A 20,377-nucleotide genomic window follows, 5' to 3' on the forward strand; every position below is an offset into this window, starting at 1 on the left:
TCTGCGCAGATGGAGCGGCCCCGGATTGTGCTGCGCTCCATCCGGGCTCCGAGACGCCACCATCATTTCTGTGAAATGAATCCCGCCACCGCGTCGATCAGGTCGGGGTCGAGCGGCCGTTCCGGCTGATTGTAGCTCGCGACATCGTCGGTCGAGTCGGTGACGTCGACCAGCACGTGGTTCATATCCGGCAGCCACAATGATTTGGCCGCGACGTCGGCGGTGGTGAGCGCGAGGAAGTCGAGCCGCGCCAGCTGATGATCGCGGCCGCCGGCGATGATCAGTGTCGGCCCGGTGATCTTTCGCATCGGATCGATCGGATCCTCGGTAAAGCCGGATGCGATCGCGGGCTGCATCGCGGGCGAGATTGCAAGCGCCGCCGGCGGCGGGTCGACGATCTGCCCGGCCATGATGTCATCGATGGCCTTTCCGATCGGCGCGAATTTGTCCGGCGGCAGCTGCTTATCGAGCTGCGCCTTCAGCAGGTCGCCCTGCTTGCGCGCCGCCGTTGCCAGCAGCACCAGCCGGTCGACCGGCCCGCGCTGCGCGGCGAGGATCGCGACCAGGCCGCCCTCGCTGTGCCCGACCGCCGCAACGCGAGAGAACCGGCCGCTGCCGCGCAGATAGTCGATCAGCGCCGCCGCGTCGCCGACGAAGTCCTTGAAGCGAAAGTCCTCGGGACGACCGAATTCCTTCTTCCATTCGCCGGCGCCACGCTTGTCGTAGCGCAGCGTCGCGATGCCGCGCGCGACCAGCTGCTCGGAGAGTTTTTTCAGCGTTGCCGGCTTGAGCTGCGGCCCGTTGCCGTCGTGATCGGTAGAGCCGGAGCCGGCGATCAATAGCGCCACCGGCGGCTTTGCGATGTCAGGCGGGACCGTCAGCACCGCGTCAATGGGGCCGATGCGCAGCCTGCTCTCGTCAGCTGCGGCGCTCGCCAGTGAGACGAGCAGCAGCAGCCATGTGACGAGGATGCGCATTTGGTCCTCTTATCGGAGCATGATCTCCGCGCAAACGCTCCGCGTTTGTCGCGAGGAAAACCGCTTCACACTTTTCCGGATCATGCTCTAGATTCTTGGTTTGACGCGTTTTCTTCACGCGAACCGGCGTCCACTTCGCTCGAAAACGCTCTAATCGATCTTGCGCGCCTCTTCCGGCAGCATGATCGGGATGCCGTCGCGGATCGGATAGGCGAGTTTTGCGGACCGCGAGATCAGTTCCTGCCGCGCGGCGTCGAATTCCAGTGGCCCCTTGGTGATCGGGCACACCAGGATTTCGAGCAGCTTCGGATCGGCGGTGCTGTCGAGATGGTCGGTCGTGGAATTCATTGCGGTCTCCGGCTAGCCATCGTGTAGCACAGGCAAATACCGGCTGTCAGCGCTTCGCCATGCGCAACAGCTCGTCGATTGCGGCCTGCTGCCGCGCCTCCGGCAGCGCCTGTTCGGACAGCGCATAGCCGATGAACGCCCAGTAGAAAATCTGCGCGCGGCCGCGCGCCACGTCGTCGGGGAAGCCGGCCTGCCGGAGCAGGGTCTCGATGTAGCCGATCCGGCGCTGGTCGACCTCCAGCACGGCGGCGCGCGCTTCGGCATCGACGGTGGCCCAGCTGCGGACCGCGCGTTCCAGCGCCAGCCGCGCCGAGAAGGCGCGGCGCAGCAACAGCGCCAGCGCCTCGTCGCCTTTCGGGATGGTCTCGAGCTCGGCGATCACCTGCTCGGCGGCGACCTCGCGCCAATAGCTGAGGATCGCGCTGCGGTAGGCGGCGATGTCGGCGAAATGCCAGTAGAAGCTGCCGCGCGACACCCCCATGACCTTGGCCAGCGGCTCGGCCTTCAGCGCCGTGAAGCCGGTCCTTGCCAATGTCTTCAGGCCCTGATCGAGCCAGTCCTTGACTGACAGCTGTTCCGTCATGGTTCCCCGTCCGCGCGCCGACCATACACAACTGTATTGACAGGCGCCAGCGGCCGGTGTCATATCCATACAGTACTGTATGGAGACATCCGATGCGTGATCTCTTGCTTCAGGGTGCCGGCGTCCTCGCCATTGTGGTCAGCCTGATCCATGGCGTGCTCGGCGAGACCAAGGTGTTCGCGCGCGCCACGATCGAGCCGCCGCGGCTGCGCTTCCTGCTCCGCCTGGTCTATCAGGCCGGCACCGTCGCCTGGATCGGCGGCGGCGTGCTGCTGATCGTAGCGCCTACGATGGCGTCGGATGCCGCGCGGCACTGGATCGTGGCGACGCTCGCCGTCGTGTTCGGCTTCGCCGCGCTGGCCAACGCGCTGGCGACGCGCGGCCGGCATTTCGGCTGGATGGCGATGAGCGCGGTCGTGGCGCTCGCGGCCGCCGGCTATTAGCGAGGGGCGATCATGACCAATGATCGCGTCAGCGTGAGCATCGCCGATGGCGTCGCCGACGTCAGGCTGAACCGCCCGGACAAGCTCAATGCGCTCGATCCCGCGATGTTTACCGCGATCGCCGACGCCGGTGCGCAGCTGGCGGACAATCGCCAGGTCCGCGCCGTGGTGTTGTCCGGCGAAGGCCAGGCCTTCTGCGCCGGCCTCGACATGGAGCGCCTGGTCGCGACGACCGAGGGCGAATCCATCCTGCCCTTCGCCGATCTCGGCCGGCGGACGCACGGCATCGCCAATTTCGCGCAGCATCTGGTGTGGCTCTGGCGCGAGCTGCCGGTGCCGGTGATTGCCGCCGTCCACGGCATCGCCTTCGGCGGCGGTTTCCAGCTCATGCTCGGCGCCGATGTCAGATACCTCGCGCCCGGCACGCGCCTTGCCGTCATCGAAGCCAAATGGGGGCTGGTGCCCGACATGGCCGGCACGCAGCTGATGCGCCATCTCGCGCGCGAGGACGTGGTCCGTGAACTGACCTACACCGCGCGCGTGTTCTCCGCCGAGGAAGCGCTTGGCTACGGCTTCGCCACGCGAATTGCGGAGCGGCCGCGCGAGGCCGCGCTGGAGACGGCGCGTGCGATCGCGGACCGCAGCCCGGACGCGATCCGCGCCGCCAAGCGGCTGCTCAACCTGGCCGCTGATAGCGATGCGGCGACCGGGCTCGCAGCCGAGACCGCCGAGCAAGCGCTTCTGCTCGGCGCGCCCAATCACATCGAGGCCGTCAGGGCGAATCTCGGGCGACGGCCGCCGCAATGGAGCTTTGCGTGACCACTGGTCCAGGATTCGATCTCGAACGTCTCATTGCGACCAATGCGTCGGCGGCCTTCAACCGACTGGCCGGTTTCGAGGTGGTCTCCGCCGGTGCCGGCGCGGTGGAACTGCGCATGCCCTGGCGCGACGATCTCACCCAATATGCGGGACATTTACACGCCGGCATGATCGCGGCCCTGCTCGACACCGCCTGCGGCTTTGCCGCGGCGTCGATCGCGGGTTCCGTCACCGCATCGCATTTCTCGATGAATTGTCTCAAGCCTGCCGTGGGCCGCTGCTTCATCGCCAAGGGCACCACGCTGCGCGCGGGACGCAGGCAGGTCTTTGCGCGCGCGGAACTGCTTGCGGAGAACGAGCTGGGCGAGATGTCGCTGGTCGCAACCGGTGTGAAACCGTGTTGGTTCCGCTGGACGGTTGAGGTGTCCGGTTGCCGTATGGGTGCGAAATTGATGGAGCTATCAATTTCGGTGGGGAATCGGCTTACGCGCGGATAACCATGCTACCGAAAGTTGAGAAAAATTATCGAGATAGACATTCAATCGGCCTAGGTGGTGTGGACACTAGCGCATCCATAGAACGATGGCTGCGAGAGTGACGACGGCCCGGTAGTTCCGGGCCGTTTTTTCGAAGCGGGTTGCGACGCGGCGGAACTGCTTGAGCTTTGAGAAGCAGCATTCGACGAGATGACGCTGGGCATAGAAATGCTTGTCGAGTGGATATTTGAGCGCGCGTGACGGGTTGTTGGGGATCACGGCGAGCGCGCCTTTGGCGGCGATGGCTTGGCGCAAGTGATCGGCGTCATAGGCCGTATCGGCCATGACGACCTCGGCGGATAAGCCTTCGATCAATGCGGCGGCTTGCGGTGCATCGCCCTTCTGACCTGCGGTGAGCGTGAACCGCACCGGACATCCCAAGCCTCGAACGGCCATATGTATCTTGGTGCTCAGGCCGCCGCGCGAGCGGCCGATCGCTTGATCTTCCGCTTGATCTTCAGACCCCCCTTTTTGGCGCCGGCGGCGTGCTGATGCGCCCGAACGATGGTGGAATCGACGATCAGATATTCGAAGTCCGGATCATCGGACATCGCCTCGAAGATCCGCCACCAAACACCCTTGATGCTCCATCGACTGAAGCGCCGGAACACGCTGTTCCAGTCCCCAAACACCTCCGGAAGATCGCGCCAGGGAGACCCCGTACGCACGATCCACAGCACACCTTCCACGAACATCCGGTTGTCGCGCCCGGTGGAGCCCTTCTGATCGGGGCGCCCTATGATCAGCGGCGCTATCCGCTCCCACGCCGCGTCGCTCAATACCAAACGGTCCATCACACCCAAGGCGGCCTCCCCAAAAGCAGCCTTGAATCTGATTTGCTCCTAAAAGGGAATCCTTAGAGTCCACACCACCTAGAGCATTTTCCGATCACGTTGCGTCGTAACCAGCCGCGACGAGATAATTTTGGCATTCCTCGGGTGAGAAGCGCTTGAGAGCGTTGGCGATTGCTTGCCAGAGATCGGGCATGGTGCGCGCTGCGGCGGCCCGCAACAGGGCTTTCAGTTTAGAGAAGGCCATTTCGATCGGGTTGAAGTCTGGACTGTAGGGCGGAAGATAGAGCAGGCTTGCTCCGACCGCCCGGATGGCCTCTCGAACGCCATGGACCTTGTGAGCGGGCAAGTTGTCCATGATAACGGTATCGCCCGGCCGCAGCGATGGGGCGAGCAATTGCTCGACGTAGGCCAGGAAAGCGTCGCCATCCATTGGACCGTCCAGAACAATCGGCGCGATCAGACCGTCGGAGCGCAATCCAGCGGTGAATGTCGTCGTCTTCCAATGTCCGTGTGGGATAGCTGCACGACATCGCTCGCCGCGTGGCGAGCGGCCGTAAAGCCGCGCCATTTTGGTGTTGGCGCTGGTTTCGTCGATGAAGACGAGACGCTCAGGGTCAAGATCGATTTGCCCTTCGAACCACTCCTCACGCGCGGCATTTATATCGCCGCGCCGTTGCTCGGCGGCGTGCGCTGTCTTTTTTTAAGTGTGATCTTTCTGCGCTGGAAAAAACGCCAGAGCGACGCGATGCCAGTCGATATTCCACGACGTTTCAACAGTTCTCGCAACTCGGCGAGCGTGATATCCGGCTTCGCTGTCACTGCCTCCAGAATCAATTGCGAATGCGCTTCGATGCGCTGCGATTTGCGGTCACCGCCCTGGCGTTTAGGAACGATGTCGCCAACTTCCTTGAGGCGACCGCGCCAGCGGATCGCACTGGCCGCGCTGACACCAAAGCGCTCAGCAGCCTGTCGACAGGACATGCCACCGTCAATCGCGGCTATCACCCTTTGACGAAGATCAACCGAAAGCGCCCTGGCCATACATGCTGGCCTCCCTCGCCAGCATGCAGCTTGAATCTGACTCGCGCCGTTTTGGGAATCCCCACCCGATTCATTCCGGTCGGAAAATGCTCTAGCGTGTCTGCGCGGACAACCATGGACCGATGCATGTTTCGTGTTCTTACGTGCCTTTCAGGTGAGCATGACTGGCGGCTCGTCCTGCTCGCCGGACTGGTCTGTTTCGTTGCCAGCATCGTTGCGGTCAACATCTTCCATCGTGCAATCGCCACGCAGGCGAGGACGCGCCTGATCTGGATCGCGATCGCAGGTGCTGCGATCGGCTATGGCATCTGGGCAACGCATTTCATCGCGATGCTCGCCTACGAGCCGGGCGTGCCGACCGGCTATGGTATCGTCCAGACCGCGCTGTCGCTCGCTGCGGCGATGATGCTGACATCATGCGGCCTTGGCCTTGCCGCCAGCGACCCCAGCCGGTGGCGTGCGCCGGTCGGCGGCGCGGTGATCGGCGCCGGCATCGCCAGCATGCACTATCTCGGAATGTGGGCGCTCGAAGTGCCGGGCCATGTGGTCTGGTCGCTCGACCTCGTAGCGGCCTCCGTCGTGCTCGGCATGCTGTTCGGCTATGCCGCGCTGGCGATCGCGGTCCGCCATCAGGACCGCTGGATGTCGCTCGCCGCGGCGCTGTTGCTGACGCTTGCGATCGTGTTGCATCATTTCACGGCGATGGGCGCGGTCGAGATCGTTCCGGATCCGCTGCAGGCCCCTGCGGCGCTGTCGCTCTCTCCGGCCTTCCTCGCCATCGTGATCGCGGGCGTGGCGCTTTCGGTGCTCGGGATGAGCCTGGTCGGCGTACTCGCGGATCGCCGCCTGGCGCTGCGCACCCGCCGCTTCGAGGAGATCATCAGCCAGCTTTCGCTGGCGCGGCAGCAGGTCGAGGCGTCGCAGAAGGAGCTGGAGGAACACAGGTTCCGGCTGGATACGGCGATCAACCACATGGGCGAGGGTCTCTGCATGTTCGATGCGGAGAAGCGCCTCGTCGTGTGCAATGACCGCTACGCCAAGATGTACCGGCTGCCGCCTGAACTGCTGCTGCCCGGTACGGCCCACCGCGAGATCATCACGCATCGGATCGCCAACGGCATCCTCAAGGGCGAGACCAGCGACAGCGCCGCGACACAGGTGCTCGCGACATTGAATGCGCTGCCGGCGGGTGAGATCAGCAGCCGGGTCGACGAGCTTGCCGACGGCCGGCTGATCTGCGTGACGCGGCAGCCGATGCCCGGCGGCGGCTGGGTGGCGACGCATCGCGACGTCACCGAGCAGCGGCGCTCCGAGGCCAAGATCACCCATATGGCGCAGCATGACGCGCTGACCGACCTGCCGAATCGCGTGCTGCTCAAGGAATGGATGGAACAGGCGCTCTCCGGCGCCCGGTGCGGCGGACCGAGCATCGCGGTGCTGATGCTCGATCTCGACCGCTTCAAGGACGTCAACGACACGCTCGGGCATCCGGCGGGCGACGCGCTGCTCAAATCGGTGGCCGCGCGGCTGCACAGGTGCGTCAGCGAAACCACACTGATCGCGCGGCTCGGCGGCGACGAGTTCGCAGTGATCGACTACGTCACCGATCCGGTCGCGGAAGCGGGCTTGCTTGCCGAGAAGATCAGAAAGGCGCTCAGCGAGCCGATCGATCTCGGCGATCATCGCGTGACTACCACGACCAGCATCGGCATTGCGATCGCACCGCGCGACGGCACCGATTCCGACGAGGTCCTGCGCAGCGCCGATCTTGCGCTCTACTCGGCCAAGAGCGGCGGGCGCAGCTCGTTCCGTTTCTTCGAGCCGGAGCTCGACCGGCTGTTGCAGGCCCGGCGCAGCCTCGAGCGCGACATGCGCAGCGCGCTCGTCAACGGCGAGTTCGAGTTGCACTATCAGCCGTTCATCAATTGTCGCGAGCGGGGAGACCTGCGGCTTCGAGGCGCTGTTGCGGTGGCACCACCCGCAGCGCGGCATGATATCCCCGGCCCAGTTCATCCCGCTGGCGGAAGAGACCGGCCTGATCGTGCCGCTCGGCGAATGGGTGCTGCGCACCGCCTGCGCCGAGGCCGCCAAATGGCCCGACGATCTCAAGATCGCGATCAATCTGTCACCGGTGCAGTTCAGGAGCCCGGACCTGGTCCCGGTGATCGTGCACGCGCTGGCGAGCGCGGGAGTTTCGCCTGATCGGCTCGAGCTCGAAGTCACCGAAACGGCGATTATCCAGGACAGCGAGGCGGTGTTCGCGGCACTCAGCCAGTTGCACGATCTCGGGGCGCGGATTGCGCTCGATGATTTCGGCACCGGTTACTCGTCGCTGAGCTTCCTGCAGAAGTTTCCGTTCGACAAGGTCAAGATCGACCGCAGCTTCGTGTCCGAACTCGCCGGCGCAACCGACGAGTCGCGCAGGATCGCGCGCGCGATCGTTCGATTTGCCGTCAGCCTCGGCAAGACCACGACGGCCGAAGGCGTCGAGACCAGGGAGCAGCTTGACATCCTCCGCGCGGACGCCTGCGTGGAAGTCCAGGGCTTCCACTTCAGCCCGCCGGTGCAAAGCGAGAAGGTCGCGCAAATGATCGGTGGGCGGACCATGGCATCCGCACAACGCCCGGCAGTTCGATTGGCAATGGCGGGCGCCGCCTCCTGACCGCCGGACCGCGGCAGCGAACCGGGTCCGTGAGGCGTAAGGCCGCAGCAGGCGATCAAAACCGGATTGCGCGTGGAGACCAAAGCGGTTTTCGCAACCGTTAGAATAGCTCTAAAGCCAGGCCGCAAACGCGCTTGCTTGACTTGGCAATCACCTCAGTTTTGTTCACGCATGTGCTCCGCGCGACGGCGGAGCGGGCATGATCGAAAACGGAGGGGAGATGCGCGTGAAAGTGATTTTGAGTGCGGTACTTGCAGCTTGTGTTCTGGGGCTGATGGGATCGGCGGCACTCGCCGACGGCTACAAGAATTGCACCAAGCTCGACAAGGCGTCGTGGAAACCAGCAAGCGATGCCGAAGCCAAGGCCAAGGCCGCCGGCTACGAGGTGCGCCGCTCGAAGGTCGAGGGCTCCTGCTACGAGGTGTACGGCGTCAAGGAAGGCAAGCTCTACGAGCTGTTCTACAGCCCGGAGGATCTCAGCCTGAAGCACACCATCGCGAAGTGAAGCAGGCGCGATGATCGAGGCGGCGTCCGGTGCGCGCGGCGCGACCAGCGTGCAGGTCTGGGACCTGCCGCTGCGGCTCTGGCACTGGGCGCTCGCCATCCTCGTCCTCGTCGCATGGGTGACGCCCAGCGTCTATGACCGGCTGCACCGGCTGGCAGGTTATGCCGTGATCGCACTGCTGGCGTTCCGGCTGATCTGGGGCTTTGCCGGCACCCGCTACGCGCGCTTCGGCAGGCTTGGCGTCCGGCTGCGCGCCGCGCCGCGCTACATCTGGAATCTCCGCCGCGGCATCACAGGGCGCTATATCGGGCTCAATCCCGCGGGCACCGTGATGCTGGTGACGCTGCTGCTGCTGCTCCTGCTCGCGGTCTCGGCGATCACGGGCGCGATGGAGGTCACCGTCACCTTCTTCGGCGTCTGGTGGGTCGAGGACACCCACGCCTACGCCTCCGATGCTGTTCTCGTCCTGGTTGGGCTGCACGTGCTCGGCGTCATCGTGGTGGGGCTGCTGCAGCGCCAGAACCTGGTGCGCGCAATGTTCACCGGACGCAAGCAGCTTCGCAATCGCTGACGTGGAAGACTGCCGGGACTAAGGCTCGTTGTTTGAGCATGATCTCCGCGCAAGCGCGGCGCGCTTGCCGCGAGGGAAATCCGCTTCGCACTTTTCCGGATCGTGCTCTATTGCACCGGCGGATCGCCGCTGGTGCGCTTCTTGGCGAGATCCATCTCGGTGACGGCGATCAGGATTTCGGCGCGGGTCTTCAGGTCGGGCGCCTCCAGCATGGCCTGCTTCTCGGCCGGGCCATAGGGCGACATCATCGCCAGCGCATTGACCAGCGCCTCGTTGGGCGCGGACTCGATGCCCTCCCAGTCGACCTTCAGATTGTTGGCTTCCAGGAAATCGGCGAGCACCTCGAGCAGCGCCTTGCGGTCGACGGCCTCCTCGCCCTTGCGCGCGGTGAAGTCGCCGGCGAAGGAGAAGAAGTCGACCTTGCACTGTCGATACGGCGTCTGCACGGACAACTCCTCGACCACCTTGAAGCGCGCGACGCCGGTCAGTTCGAGGATATAGCGGCCGTCGCCGGATTCGGCGAGCTGGGTGATGCGGCCGACGCAGCCGATCCGGAACAGCACCGGCTTCGCCTCTTTGTGCGAATGCGTCACGTCGGGCTGAATCATGCCGATCAGGCGGTGGCCGTCGCGCAGCGCATCGTCGATCATCGCGAGATAGCGCGGCTCGAAGATGTTGAGCGGCATCTGGCCGCGCGGCAAAAGCAGCGCGCCAGGCAGCGGGAACACCGGGATCACCTCCGGGAGCTCGCCGGGCCCGCGATATTCGGCATTGATCGGCATCTGCGGTCCCGCTGCTGTGACGGGCGTGCGTTACGAAAACAGGATCGTCGACAACCGCTTGCGCCCCTCGACGGTTGCCTCATCGGTGCCGCCCCACGCCTCGAAGAACTGCACCAGCTGCTTGCGCGCGCCGTCGTCGTTCCACTTGCGGTCACGCTTCACGATCACGAGCAGCTGCTCGGTCGCCTCAGAGCGCTTGCCCGCCGCATTGAGCGCGGTCGCGAGATCGAATCGAGCTTGATGATCGAGCGGGTTTGCGGCGACTTTCTGTTCCAGCTCCGCGATCGGTCCGACCGACTGCGCCTGCTCGGCGAGATCGATCGCCGCCTGCACCGCCTTCACCGCGGCATCGTTGCGCTTGGATTCCGGCACCATCGCGAGCGTCTGCTTGGCCTGCTCGACCGCGCCGGTCGTCATGTAGCATTTGGCGAGGCCGGCCAGCGCCGCGATGTTGGTGGCGTCATGCGCCAGCACCTCGGCATAGATCTGCGCCGCCGCTTCGGCGTCGCCCTCGGCGAGCACGGCGTCGGCCTCGGCCAGAATCTCCGCGAGATTCGGCTCGCCGGCGGCGGGCACGCCCTTGGTGATCTTTTCGATGAAGGCGTTGATCTGGCTCTCCGGCACCGCGCCCATGAAGCCATCGGCGGGCTGACCGTTGACGAAAGCGATCACGGCCGGGATCGACTGGATGCCCATCTGGCCGGGGATCTGCGGATGCTCATCGATGTTCATCTTGACCAGCTTGACCCGGCCCTTGGCGTTGCGGACCGCCTTTTCCAGCATCGGCGTGAGCTGACGGCAGGGACCGCACCAGGGCGCCCAGAAGTCGATCATAACCGGCTGGCGGCGCGACTCCTCGATGACGTCCTTGACGAAGGTCTGGGTCGTCGTCTCCTTGATCAAATCGGGCGCTGCCTGGGGCGTGGGGCCGCCCTGCTCCATTATCGTCACGTTGTCCTCACCTGGTCTTCTGAGGTCGGAAATCCGGGGGCGTTCTAGCACGCTCCGCACGGCACGTTCAGCCGTTCTGTCAGGCTAGAGCATGATCCCGGAAAAGTGGGAACCGGTTTTCCGAAGATCATGCCCATAAATGGCGGTCGGCCGGCAAAATTCAATTGCTAGGCGTCCGTCCTGTTCCATCGGAGATCGGGTGGGTTCGCGCTCCGGCCCGGCCGATCATGGCAACCCTTCACGGCAACAGGGGCGCCCATGGCAAGGGCCTATTACAGCGCCGTGTTCGAGCAGCCGGCCGGCGGGGTCTGGAAAATCATCCGCGCCCGGTCTGGGTCCGCGGCGAGGGGGTGAGCGAGATCGAGCAGGGCAAGTCCGGCGATACGGTCGACGGCGATCGCGCCTTTATCGAATGGTCGGCGGTGTTCGATTGCGACGCCGACTGCCGTGCCGAGCTGGCCCGGACGCTGGCCGGCTGGTTCGAGACCTGGCTCGAATCGCTCCGCGACAGCATGGCGGTCTGAGACCCGTTCCCGCCAATACGCGAAGAATTTATCGTGCCGGCCGGGTTTTCGGCCGATTCGAGCTCAATTTCTAAGGAAACCGGGCGATTTCGTGAGGTCCGGACCGCGCTCTTGTGTTGCATTCACAGACAGCATTTGGCATAGGTCTGCCGTTGCCGGCGAGTGATCGCCGCCAGTTCGGATGCGGGTGTAGCTCAGTGGTAGAGCACGACCTTGCCAAGGTCGGGGTCGAGGGTTCGAGCCCCTTCGCCCGCTCCAAACTTTCTCGCTGACCGAGCTGACAGCCTGATGAAGCCCGCCCGTCAAAGCGGGCTTTTTGCTTGTCAGGCAGTGCCGGCGCGCGAGATTTTGCGCCGACGATCGCGCCGCTCTCTCGGGCCCTTCATTAACCGTCAAACGATGCATTCGCAAAACTGATAGAAATCTGTGGTTGTGTCGGCGTTGAAATGGCTGCCGCTCGCCTTCCGATGCGGCAAGCAAGTGCATGATGTCGATCAGCCGGACGCCAGATCCCGTCTTCAACCGCCGCCTGGCGCGCGCAAGCGTGGCAGCGCTGGTCGCGCTTGTCGGCAATTGGGCATCGTCGCCGGTTTCAGCACAGCAATTGCCGAGCGACTCGGCGTATACCGCGGCGCCCAGCTTTGCTGCCGCGCCGGAATTTGAGCCCGCCGAAGAACGCCGGCGGCCGCGAGTGTACATCACGACGCGATCAGGTGGCGGCCGGCAGAACTTCTGCGTCAGGACCTGCGACGGCCGCTTCTTCCCGCTGCCGCGCGTGAGCGAGACGGCCAATGTCGGGGCATGCGAGGCGGCCTGTCCCGCCGCCGAGGTGAAGCTGTATTCCGGCTCCGACATCGACGGCGCCATGACCGAGCAGGGCGAGACCTACAAGACGCTCGCAAACGCATTTCGATTTCAGCGCGAGATCGTGCCGCAATGCTCATGCCGCACCGGCGCAACGCTCGGCCTCTCGCCGATTGCGATCGAGAACGATTTGACGCTTCGCACCGGCGACATCATCGCCGCCGATGACGGCTTCAAGATCGCGGCGATCTCCAGCGGGCAGAAGCGCAGCGTGCTGTTCAGGCCGTTGTCGAAAGCGAAAGCGCAGGCGCTCGGCCTGGCGCGGATCTCGTCGCGATAGAACGGTCGCGAGCGTTGGCGTCGTTTGAATATTGCGTGCAGTGCAGAACGGCTGCAGGACAGTCGGCTTTCGTTCGCACGTTCCCGGCTAAGGAACTGTTGCAATCAACAGCTTTGACATCTTTAGAAACGACGGCGGCTGTTGACTTGCCCAAAATCTCTCGCTTAGATTGCTTCCAAATTATTTTATTATTTTTCTAATCATTGCATAAGGGGTGGGACATTTCGAATTTCCTTGCCGCTCCAATCCGCCTGAACGGCCCCGATTGGATTTCCGTCACCTGATCAGCTCGACGCACTGACTGAGCCCGGCAGCTTTTCTGCCGCTGTATGGCTTTTGCATTTTTTGGCTCTCGAGCGGTTCGTTTCGGCTGATCTCGCCGGTTCGCACTCCGATTCTCTTGCGCCGGTTGGAACAGCTAACTAAGTACACCAAGAATGTCTGGGACGGATTCCCACACGATGTTACAGGGATTGCTGGCGATCAGTTCTACCTAGCTTGGAAGCGAAACCAGAACGCAGCGTTCGGTCCGCGTGATATTCCCGATAATGCGTGCATATTCGCTATCGGAGACGAACCAATCATCTTCTCGGCGCTAAACACGCCGTGTCCTGAGGTGCCGACGCCCACTCATTGCTTTGCGGAGGGCACGCCGGTCGTCATGGCAGATGGCTCCAGAAAGGCAATCGAAAAGGTTCGGCCCAACGACATGGTGTTAAGTCTTGTTGGCCCTGATGACGAGGAAGGCGCAGTACGAGTTGAGAGCGTGTCAGAAGAAAATTCGATTGATGCCGTGACGCTCTATGTTTCGACAGGAGAGGTTCTTGTTTCGTCGCCTAGTCAACCGATCGTTACGATTGCCGGGCCAGTGCTAGTACCCAGAATCAGAGCTGAGTGATACGGCGGCCTTTGAAACGGCGTTGACGGACCTTTTTCTTGGTCCAGACGAAGGGCTCGGCTCTGTCGTTGTATGCGTTGACGTAGGCATCGATGTGCTCCTGAAGCTGCGTGAGGCTTGTGAAGGAGGTGCCGCTGAGCGACTGCCCCTGCAAGATCGAAAACCATACCTCGACCTGATTGAGCCAAGACGCACTTGTCGGCGTGAAATGAAATTGCACGTTGGGGTGGGCCTTGAGCCAATGCTCGTTCTTCTTGTGGGTGTTGAGGTTGTCGAGGATGACGTGAAGCTTCCGGTTCGGAAAAGCCGCGGTGACGCTGTTCATGAAGTCGAGAAACTCGACGCGGCGTCGGCGTTTTGAATGCGCCGCGATGATCTTTCCGGTGGCGACTTCGAGCGCCGCAAACAATGTTGTGGTGCCATGCCGCTTGTAATCGTGGCTCTGGCCGGTCAAGGCGCGGCCATTGGGCAACTTCAGATAACCCTGCGCTCGCTCCAAAGCCTGGATCGAGGGCTTCTCGTCCACGCACAGCACAATGGCCTTCGCGGGCGGGGCGACATAGAGGCCGACAACATCGGCGGCTTTGGCCGTAAAGTTCGGGTCGCTGCTCTCACACCAGGACTTACGAGCCGCGAGGTCAATCTTGTGGCTGCGCAGGAACCGCCAGACATATTGGACGTCAACATCGCCCAGCGCCCCGGCCAGCAGGGGCCCGGTCCAGCGTGCGAACCCGTCCGGCGGCGGCTTGTCCAGCAGCTTCAGAATCCGCTTGTCGGTGGCCTTCGTATAGATTGGCTGCTTGCCCGGTCGCGGCTTGTCTTGCAGCCCTTCAAGGCCTTGGTCGGCATAGCGATGCCGCCAAAGGCTGACAATCCGCGGCTGGACCCCAACTTCCTTGGCGATCGACCGAGTGCTGCGTCCATCCGCCGCCAACAGAACTATCCGCGCCCGCTTCAAATCGCGCTGCAACGTCACCGGGGAGCGGCAACACGCCTCAAGCACCTTGCGATCTTTCCTCGAAAGGTGGACTTCTCTTGCTTCGGGTATCATCCCGACCTTGAATCACGACTCGCGCTTTAAGAAAAGTAGGTACTAGTTTGGGGACCATAACTTGCCCCTAAGCCAATTCATCAACGATATCTGTAGGATAATCCAGACAGTTGGAGAGCGGGATTCGAACTCCGAGTACGGTTGGCGAAGCCACCGGCGACACGCCGTTCAGAGAATGGTCTCCGGGGTTCGCCTTTTCGCGTAAGGTTTTTGGCTCTGAGGTTACCTTGACGGCATTCTATGGGCCGAAATCCGCGGCAGTGTCGCGGAATTCGCGCCGCAATCTCTTCTCGGTCTTGCTAGCGAGACTACGTGGCGGTGGAGGTAGTCATCTGCGAACCGGTCTCAGCCAAAAATTCCCTGATATCAGGGAATTTACTGGGAAGATTCCCCTCCGGCCGGTCTATTTGCTGATCCTGATAAGCGATTGCCGCACAGATTCAGGCAGATGGGCAGAAGGCTCCGAAGATCCGGAGCAGGGAAATTTGCGCGCACGAGCAGGGAAATTGTCTCGCAGATATAGGCAATGTTCGTCTCCGACTTGAAAGTGCGGACCTATCAGTCTACATTCTGGTGCCTGAGATGGGTGATTGAGTGAGCGGCATGGGTCGCTAAATTCTCCCCATTGCGACAGAGAGCCGGCATGGGCCGGAGCTGATCTTAAGGTACCTCGACGCTGCATGGGCAGATTGCGCGGTTTCGGTTGATTCCCGGGGCCGCTTTTTTGTGCGCGCCGAGGCGACGGAGCCGATCGTCCTAGCCTCACCGGCAGCTTCAACCGCAAGCGAACCCTATGGAGATTGATGAAGCGCGGGAGAGCGATCATGGCAGATTCAGGCGATTACGAGGTCGGCTACGGGCGGCCTCCAAAATCAAGCCGGTTTAGAAAGGGTAAGTCGGGCAATCCGGGAGGCCGCCGAAAGAGAAGGGGTCCAATCAAAATCGATCCACTCGAGATTTTGGACGAGGTGTTTTCGGTCCAGAGAGGCGGTCAGACCAAGCAAATGTCAGCGAAGGAGATTGAGTTAAGGCGCATCCTAAAGAGGGCAGTTCAGGACAAGCATTTTCTATCAGTCGCTCATCTTCTCGCGTTGTTCGATAAGCATGCATGCACTGAACGGCCTCAGACAAGCGGAGTAGTCACCCTTCCGACCAACAGCATGCCCCATCGAATGGCTTCTTTAATTCTTGAGAAATTTCGGATCCCGCCGAACGATTGGAGAAAACGGCATATCTCCTGGGGGCGAAAGCAGTACGAGATGACAATGACAGACCACGAACGCGAATATGAAGCAGGAGGAATTCTCCCATGAGCGAGCGTAACGAGGTTGGAAGAGGTCGACCGCCTATAGGAAGGCAGTTTGGACACGGGCAGCGCCGCGCCCAGGGGCGTCCAAAGGGGGCAAGAGGTGAGAAGGCGATAGCGCACGATATTGCCAGGGAGATTCATCGCTTCCAGCGAAACGCACGCGAGGAGCAAATAACGACTTACGAGCTGCTCTTGATGACGATGCGCGATCTTGCGATGGAGGGTAATCTCAGAGCCGTAAAATGGTTGGACGATTGTCGCGCTCGCCTGAATCCTAACGGCGAAGAGGGAAGCTTGCTGCTGGTCCCGGAAGTCATGGAGCCTGAGGCCTGGATAAGACGCACTATGTTCGAAAACAGGTTCAAAACTAACCCAGAACTCTGGGACGATCCGCTATTAAGATCGGTTACTCCTCGCGAACAATAGGCGGAGAGCGGCGATGAAATCTGATCCCGATCTTTACGGGCTGTTCGGCGCTGAGACCGAGTTTAGTACCTGGGAACAGCGTACTAAGCAGGGAATACTACCCACTCGCGAGCAACTGAAAGCCATTCTGCTCGCAAACGCGGGCCAACAATTTCCGGATTGGCTGCTCGGAGTAGTCATCATAGGGATTGAGGGCCGGCTCAAGGGCACTCGCGGGCGACGGAAGGAGAACGCGCTCTTGAAAAGCCGATGGACGCTCGCCGTGGCAAAATATGAATATTTGCTGCCATGGCTCCAACGGCGGGAAGAACGCTGCGGACTCCAGGGTTGGAGCGTGTTGCGCGGGAAGCATTGGTGGACGGGCCCCCCGCATGAACGAGCGGCCCGCATCGTTATTGCTCAGCTCAATCTGAGCATAGACTGGCGCGCGTTTCTCAATCGAATCTCTTCAGATAAATCTGCCGATTTGTTGTGAATGTTGGGTGCTAATCGCTCCGCTAGACCTCCTTGATCCAGGCACAGGAGGTTTTCATGCTGGAGCATGTTCAAAAACAACGACTTTCCATCGATTATTTTCCGACACATCAATTAAATCCCCGCTCAAACAATCCTCGGACCCACTCAAAGAAACAGATCGCGCAGATCGCTAACGCGATACGCCGCTTCGGCTGTCAATCGGCCTGCAAATTTGACCCCTCGTATTGCCTCAGGAAGTAATGTTACCCGGGATGAAGGTCTACGAACTGCCCCAGACCGGTCTCGAGCCGCGGCCAGCTCGGTGGAGAGGCTGTGGGCGGGGCGGAGTGCTCATCACACGCAGCGCCGTCCACAGCCTCGGGCCGTATTTCATCCACGGGCATGGATACGATGGCTGTCTCCGCCACCTTCCGCCGGAGGGACCGAAGCAGGCGCTGAACGATCGAATGCTGCTTGTCGCTGAACATCGAAGGATCGATCGTGGCGAGCCTGCCCACGATGGCCAGTGCAGTGAGCTGTGGCTCGACGGCGAGCCAGTTCTCGATGATCGCGAGATGGGGATCGAGCTTCGAGGGCATGCGAATACGCTTTTTGTATCGCCGTTTCGGCCGGCGGTGCGTGGCCCGCACTTCGGCGGTGTTTGCCGCCGTGCCGAGCGATCGGGCAAACGAGAGCGGATCAGCCGGCGATACGGTGGGAACCTTCGCAAGACCGCGCTTGCCGATCCGTTCGCCGAGCTCTTCCTGAGAAATGGACCCGCGGAGCGGGACCGCTTGAGCCGGTTTGTTAGTTGGAAACTGACCGCTCCTGATTACTTCCTATCACGCTGCCAGAGACTCTGTCTGCTGCTGTTGCTGGGGCATGTGGTCAACGCGTCAGCGTTGTCCACCATGTCCACAGCCTTCGCGGCCTGCATCCGTTCGCGCCAGACCGCCATCGGCGTGCGATAGCCGAGCGCCTGATGAAGGCGACGATCGTTATAGAAGGCGATCCAGCTCGCGACCCCTGCCTTGGCCTCGCGGCCGTCGGCATAGCCCTTGAGATAGATGTCCTCATGCTTGAGCGACCGCCACAGCCGCTCGATGAAGACGTTGTCCATCCAACGACCGCGGCCATCCATGGAGATCTTGATCCCTGCGCCCGCCAACGCGCCGGTGAAGGCCGCGCTGGTGAACTGGCTGCCTTGGTCGGTATTGAAAATCTCCGGCCTGCCGTACTTCGCCAGCGCCTCTTCCAGAGCCGCCACGCAGAACGAGACGTCCATCGTGTTCGACAACCGCCACGCCAGAACCGCACGGCTCGCCCAGTCGATGATGGCGACGAGATAAAGAAAGCCACGGCCGATGGGCAGATACGTGATGTCGGCGGCCCACACCTGGTTCGGCCGGTCGATCGTCATGTTGCGCAACAGATAAGGATAGATCTTGTGGCCCGGCGCCGGCTTCGTCGTGTTCGGCTTCGGTCCCAGCGCCGCGATGCCCATCTTGCGCATCAACCGCTGCACGCGCTTGCGATTGACCTGAAGCCCCTCAGCCTTCAGCATTGCGGTCATTCGCCGCGAGCCCAGGAACGGCCAGGCGATGAACAGCTCGTCGATCCGCCGCATCAGGGCAAGGCCGTTGTCGTTGGCCGGCCGGGGCGGCCGGTAGACCCCGAAGCGCGCGATGCCAAGCAACAGGCATTGCCGACGGATCGACAGCGCCTTGTCGGCGCGATCGAGCATTCCTCGACGGTCCGGCGTGCTCATCTTCCGGACCTCCGCGCTAAAAAATCGCGCTCGACCGTCAGTTGTCCAATCTTGGCGTGCAGCTTCTCGATCTCGCGTTCGCGCGTTTCCTCGCTCTCGCGCCCGACACCCGCATCAAAGGCCCGCGCCGCCTGGTCCAGCAGTTGCTTCTTCCAGGCATAGATCTGGTTCGGGTGAACCTCATAGCGCTGGGCCAGATCGGCCACCGTCGCCTGCTCCCGCACCGCTTCCAGCGCAATCTTTGCCTTCAGTGCCGCGTCGATCTTGCGTCTCGTCTTCGTCGTCATCATGCCCTCCGTCTATCAAACGGAGCGGCCCTTTTCCAACTTAACCTCTGGTCCCAAAATCGGGGTCCATTTCACGGCACCTCGCGTCGAATCGCCGAGTAGAATCCGACTCGCCGCCGGCGCCCCCCAGCAGCCGCAATTTTAACGTCGATCAACATCCGATCGATCGTCGCCGCGCTCAGAGTTGTCAGCAGCGCACGCTCTGCGCTCGTTGGCTTCAGCCGGCCATGCCGCTCGAGTGCGGGCAACAGCACTGGGATCATCGATACGAGGCGCTTACCGCAGACGCGATCGGAGGCTTCCCACAGCGCGATCAGCGCGTCGCGCACGCTGGCGTATTTGCGTCGCCGACTTGTCGCTGGTTCGGTTGGGCTCGTTGCCCCTTCGTCCAGTGGTGGTCTGGGCCTGTCCCTTCCGGCAACCGACAGTGCTCGCACCGCGTGCTTGCGGTGCCAACCCGTCGTTGCTGTCAACTCGTCAAGGATCCGTCCCTTCTCAACTCGTCCAGCCGCACGGTAGCGCCTCGCCACCACGGCCAACACCTCGCGCCTTGCGCCCATGCTGATCCCGCTCGCCATTGGCGCCACCGACCTGATTCGGTAACGCCGCCCCAGTCATCAGCGGAATTGTTCGGTAACATTTTCGATGAGGCAATGCGCCCCTCATCGGCGTCCAATTTTGACCCCTTCGTGCGGCGGGCTTTGCTGGTAGCGCTCGTCTCGTCGGAGCTGGCCGGGATAGCGGAGGCGAGACGAGCGCGGGTGGCGTGATCGTCGTCTCGGCTCTTGAACCGCCAGCTATCGTTGCCGGTCTCGACAATGTCGCAGTGATGGGTCAATCGGTCGAGCAGCGCTGTGGTCATTTTGGCGTCGCCGAACACGCTCGGCCATTCGCCGAAGGCGAGATTGGTCGTCACGATGACGGAGGCGCGCTCATAGAGCCGGCTGACGAGGTGGAAGAGGAGCTGGCCACCGGACTGGGCGAAGGGCAAATAGCCGAGTTCATCCAGCACGATGAAGTCCATCCGGGTCAGATGCTCGGCGAGCCGTCCTTGCCGTCCGTTGCGGGTCTCGGTCTCGAGGCGATTGACGAGGTCGACTACGTTGAAGAAGCGGCCGCGGGCACCGGATCGGATGCAGCTTCTGGCGATGGCAATGGCCAGGTGGGTCTTGCCTGTGCCGGTGCCGCCAACCAGCACGACATTGCGTTGCTGGGCGATGAAGCCGCCGCTGGCGAGATCATTGACGAGAGTCTGATTGATCGGCGTGCCGTCGAACTGGAAGTCGGCGATGTCCTTGGCAAGCGGCAGCTTGGCAATGGTCAGCTGGTATTTGATCGAGCGGGCCTGCTTCTCGTTGATCTCGGCGTTAAGCAGGTCGCCGACAATGCGCTGAGGTTCGTGCTGGCGCTTGACGGCAGTTGCCATGATCTCGTCGAAGGCAGCCTTCATGCCGTAGAGCTTGAGCTCGCCCATGAGGTCGAAGATTTGGGTTCGTTCCATC

20 protein-coding genes, 1 tRNA gene and 3 pseudogenes are annotated in these 20,377 nt (G+C 62.3%); 12 read left to right on the forward strand and 12 right to left on the reverse strand.

Translation table 11 applies throughout. The features are described from left to right. Window positions 1–62 precede the first annotated feature (62 nt). The 3 genes from HAP54_RS12335 to HAP54_RS12345 form a co-directional block, all read right to left on the reverse strand. Window positions 63–977, reverse strand: coding sequence for an alpha/beta hydrolase family protein (locus HAP54_RS12335; protein WP_166300303.1), 915 nt, complete (start codon window positions 975–977; stop codon window positions 63–65). Between the two features lie 150 nt (window positions 978–1,127). After that, complete coding sequence (locus tag HAP54_RS12340) at window positions 1,128–1,325, reverse strand: Trm112 family protein (RefSeq protein WP_029080935.1); 198 nt, start codon at window positions 1,323–1,325, stop codon at window positions 1,128–1,130. A gap of 46 nt (window positions 1,326–1,371) precedes the next feature. Continuing rightward, complete coding sequence (locus tag HAP54_RS12345) at window positions 1,372–1,908, reverse strand: TetR/AcrR family transcriptional regulator (protein ID WP_166300305.1); 537 nt, start codon at window positions 1,906–1,908, stop codon at window positions 1,372–1,374. 92 nt (window positions 1,909–2,000) lie between these two features. Here HAP54_RS12345 and HAP54_RS12350 point away from each other — a divergent pair, with 92 nt between their 5' ends. From HAP54_RS12350 to HAP54_RS12360, 3 genes are read left to right on the forward strand one after another with little or no spacing between them, the layout of a single operon-like run. Beyond that, complete coding sequence (locus HAP54_RS12350; protein WP_166300307.1) at window positions 2,001–2,351, forward strand: hypothetical protein; 351 nt, start codon at window positions 2,001–2,003, stop codon at window positions 2,349–2,351. Window positions 2,352–2,363: 12 nt separating this feature from the next. Further along, the gene (locus HAP54_RS12355; RefSeq protein ID WP_166300309.1) at window positions 2,364–3,170 is read left to right on the forward strand and encodes a crotonase/enoyl-CoA hydratase family protein; all 807 of its coding nucleotides are present in this window, start codon (window positions 2,364–2,366) and stop codon (window positions 3,168–3,170) included. Further along, entirely contained in the window at window positions 3,167–3,667 is a 501-nt protein-coding gene (locus HAP54_RS12360; protein ID WP_312022740.1) for a PaaI family thioesterase, read from the forward strand. Before HAP54_RS12355 ends, HAP54_RS12360 begins: the two co-directional genes overlap by 4 nt. A gap of 66 nt (window positions 3,668–3,733) precedes the next feature. On the opposite strand, the pseudogene HAP54_RS12365 reads toward HAP54_RS12360, so the two are convergent. Together HAP54_RS12365 and HAP54_RS12370 are read right to left on the reverse strand one after the other, a co-directional pair. Continuing rightward, a pseudogene (locus tag HAP54_RS12365) lies at window positions 3,734–4,500 on the reverse strand (IS5 family transposase). Between the two features lie 94 nt (window positions 4,501–4,594). Next, window positions 4,595–5,541, reverse strand: a protein-coding gene (locus HAP54_RS12370; protein ID WP_166300311.1) for an IS630 family transposase whose coding sequence is annotated in 2 segments (ribosomal slippage) — window positions 4,595–5,202 and window positions 5,202–5,541 — 948 coding nt in all. Because the reading frame shifts where the segments join, the coding sequence is not laid out codon by codon here. Window positions 5,542–5,871: 330 nt separating this feature from the next. On the opposite strand from HAP54_RS12370, the pseudogene HAP54_RS52460 reads away from it, so the two are divergent. The 4 genes and pseudogenes from HAP54_RS52460 to HAP54_RS12385 form a co-directional block, all read left to right on the forward strand. Further along, a pseudogene (locus HAP54_RS52460) lies at window positions 5,872–7,293 on the forward strand (diguanylate cyclase domain-containing protein); the annotation flags it as partial. A 238-nt stretch (window positions 7,294–7,531) separates the two neighbouring features. Then, window positions 7,532–8,203 (forward strand): EAL domain-containing protein, encoded by a 672-nt coding sequence (locus tag HAP54_RS52465; protein WP_414646193.1) that lies wholly within the window; start codon window positions 7,532–7,534, stop codon window positions 8,201–8,203. 220 nt (window positions 8,204–8,423) lie between these two features. After that, a complete protein-coding gene (locus HAP54_RS12380; RefSeq protein WP_156928573.1) occupies window positions 8,424–8,708 on the forward strand; it encodes a PepSY domain-containing protein in 285 nt (94 codons plus the stop codon). A gap of 10 nt (window positions 8,709–8,718) precedes the next feature. Then, the gene (locus tag HAP54_RS12385) at window positions 8,719–9,279 is read left to right on the forward strand and encodes a cytochrome b/b6 domain-containing protein (RefSeq protein ID WP_166300313.1); all 561 of its coding nucleotides are present in this window, start codon (window positions 8,719–8,721) and stop codon (window positions 9,277–9,279) included. Window positions 9,280–9,386: 107 nt separating this feature from the next. Here the strand turns inward: HAP54_RS12385 and HAP54_RS12390 are convergent, their stop codons facing one another. Both HAP54_RS12390 and trxA read right to left on the reverse strand, forming a co-directional pair. Continuing rightward, window positions 9,387–10,061 carry an LON peptidase substrate-binding domain-containing protein gene (locus HAP54_RS12390; RefSeq protein WP_166300315.1) on the reverse strand — a complete coding sequence of 225 codons (675 nt, stop codon included), beginning with the start codon at window positions 10,059–10,061 and terminating at the stop codon, window positions 9,387–9,389. A gap of 30 nt (window positions 10,062–10,091) precedes the next feature. Further along, complete coding sequence (trxA, locus tag HAP54_RS12395; protein WP_166300317.1) at window positions 10,092–11,012, reverse strand: thioredoxin; 921 nt, start codon at window positions 11,010–11,012, stop codon at window positions 10,092–10,094. 350 nt (window positions 11,013–11,362) lie between these two features. Between trxA and HAP54_RS12400 the strand changes: the two genes are divergently transcribed. The 3 genes from HAP54_RS12400 to HAP54_RS12410 all read left to right on the forward strand — a co-directional run bounded on the left by HAP54_RS12400 (window position 11,363) and on the right by HAP54_RS12410 (window position 12,680). Continuing rightward, entirely contained in the window at window positions 11,363–11,536 is a 174-nt protein-coding gene (locus HAP54_RS12400; RefSeq protein ID WP_224741286.1) for a hypothetical protein, read from the forward strand. Window positions 11,537–11,719: 183 nt separating this feature from the next. Continuing rightward, window positions 11,720–11,794: transfer RNA gene (locus HAP54_RS12405), tRNA-Gly, on the forward strand. A 226-nt stretch (window positions 11,795–12,020) separates the two neighbouring features. After that, window positions 12,021–12,680: a DUF2865 domain-containing protein gene (locus HAP54_RS12410; RefSeq protein WP_224741285.1), complete on the forward strand. Its 660-nt coding sequence runs from the start codon at window positions 12,021–12,023 to the stop codon at window positions 12,678–12,680. Window positions 12,681–13,564: 884 nt separating this feature from the next. Here HAP54_RS12410 and HAP54_RS12415 read toward each other — a convergent pair. Further along, a complete protein-coding gene (locus tag HAP54_RS12415; protein ID WP_166298619.1) occupies window positions 13,565–14,629 on the reverse strand; it encodes an IS630 family transposase in 1,065 nt (354 codons plus the stop codon). Between the two features lie 824 nt (window positions 14,630–15,453). Between HAP54_RS12415 and HAP54_RS12420 the strand changes: the two genes are divergently transcribed. Together HAP54_RS12420 and HAP54_RS12425 are read left to right on the forward strand one after the other, a co-directional pair. Then, complete coding sequence (locus tag HAP54_RS12420) at window positions 15,454–15,942, forward strand: DUF5681 domain-containing protein (RefSeq protein WP_166300319.1); 489 nt, start codon at window positions 15,454–15,456, stop codon at window positions 15,940–15,942. A 435-nt stretch (window positions 15,943–16,377) separates the two neighbouring features. Continuing rightward, a complete protein-coding gene (locus tag HAP54_RS12425) occupies window positions 16,378–16,839 on the forward strand; it encodes a hypothetical protein (protein WP_166300321.1) in 462 nt (153 codons plus the stop codon). Between the two features lie 244 nt (window positions 16,840–17,083). Here the strand turns inward: HAP54_RS12425 and HAP54_RS12430 are convergent, their stop codons facing one another. From HAP54_RS12430 to istB, 4 genes and pseudogenes are all read right to left on the reverse strand, one after another. Beyond that, the gene (locus HAP54_RS12430) at window positions 17,084–17,419 is read right to left on the reverse strand and encodes a hypothetical protein (RefSeq protein WP_166300323.1); all 336 of its coding nucleotides are present in this window, start codon (window positions 17,417–17,419) and stop codon (window positions 17,084–17,086) included. A gap of 233 nt (window positions 17,420–17,652) precedes the next feature. After that, window positions 17,653–18,875 (reverse strand): IS3 family transposase gene (locus tag HAP54_RS12435; protein WP_224741283.1). Its coding sequence is split into 2 segments (ribosomal slippage): window positions 17,653–18,599 and window positions 18,599–18,875, totalling 1,224 coding nucleotides; the frame shifts between segments, so codons are not numbered across the junction. Window positions 18,876–18,946: 71 nt separating this feature from the next. Next, window positions 18,947–19,204 carry a hypothetical protein gene (locus tag HAP54_RS12440; protein WP_166300325.1) on the reverse strand — a complete coding sequence of 86 codons (258 nt, stop codon included), beginning with the start codon at window positions 19,202–19,204 and terminating at the stop codon, window positions 18,947–18,949. Window positions 19,205–19,533: 329 nt separating this feature from the next. After that, window positions 19,534–20,376, reverse strand: a pseudogene (istB, locus tag HAP54_RS12445) (IS21-like element helper ATPase IstB); the annotation flags it as partial. Window position 20,377 lies beyond the last annotated feature (1 nt).

Origin of the sequence: Bradyrhizobium sp. 2S1 (assembly GCF_011516625.5) — a bacterium.
GTDB lineage: Bacteria > Pseudomonadota > Alphaproteobacteria > Rhizobiales > Xanthobacteraceae > Bradyrhizobium > Bradyrhizobium septentrionale.

Coding starts and splice junctions, on each gene's coding strand:
- HAP54_RS12415 (WP_166298619.1), bottom strand. CDS start 14,629: ATGATACCCGAAGCAAGAGAAGTCCACCTTTCGAGGAAAGATCGCAAG.
- HAP54_RS12335 (WP_166300303.1), bottom strand. CDS start 977: ATGCGCATCCTCGTCACATGGCTGCTGCTGCTCGTCTCACTGGCGAGC.
- HAP54_RS12385 (WP_166300313.1), top strand. CDS start 8,719: ATGATCGAGGCGGCGTCCGGTGCGCGCGGCGCGACCAGCGTGCAGGTC.
- HAP54_RS12430 (WP_166300323.1), bottom strand. CDS start 17,419: ATGCCCTCGAAGCTCGATCCCCATCTCGCGATCATCGAGAACTGGCTC.
- HAP54_RS12410 (WP_224741285.1), top strand. CDS start 12,021: ATGATGTCGATCAGCCGGACGCCAGATCCCGTCTTCAACCGCCGCCTG.
- HAP54_RS12350 (WP_166300307.1), top strand. CDS start 2,001: ATGCGTGATCTCTTGCTTCAGGGTGCCGGCGTCCTCGCCATTGTGGTC.
- HAP54_RS12355 (WP_166300309.1), top strand. CDS start 2,364: ATGACCAATGATCGCGTCAGCGTGAGCATCGCCGATGGCGTCGCCGAC.
- HAP54_RS12345 (WP_166300305.1), bottom strand. CDS start 1,908: ATGACGGAACAGCTGTCAGTCAAGGACTGGCTCGATCAGGGCCTGAAG.
- HAP54_RS12420 (WP_166300319.1), top strand. CDS start 15,454: ATGGCAGATTCAGGCGATTACGAGGTCGGCTACGGGCGGCCTCCAAAA.
- HAP54_RS12380 (WP_156928573.1), top strand. CDS start 8,424: ATGCGCGTGAAAGTGATTTTGAGTGCGGTACTTGCAGCTTGTGTTCTG.
- HAP54_RS12390 (WP_166300315.1), bottom strand. CDS start 10,061: ATGCCGATCAATGCCGAATATCGCGGGCCCGGCGAGCTCCCGGAGGTG.
- HAP54_RS12425 (WP_166300321.1), top strand. CDS start 16,378: ATGAAATCTGATCCCGATCTTTACGGGCTGTTCGGCGCTGAGACCGAG.
- HAP54_RS52465 (WP_414646193.1), top strand. CDS start 7,532: ATGATATCCCCGGCCCAGTTCATCCCGCTGGCGGAAGAGACCGGCCTG.
- HAP54_RS12340 (WP_029080935.1), bottom strand. CDS start 1,325: ATGAATTCCACGACCGACCATCTCGACAGCACCGCCGATCCGAAGCTG.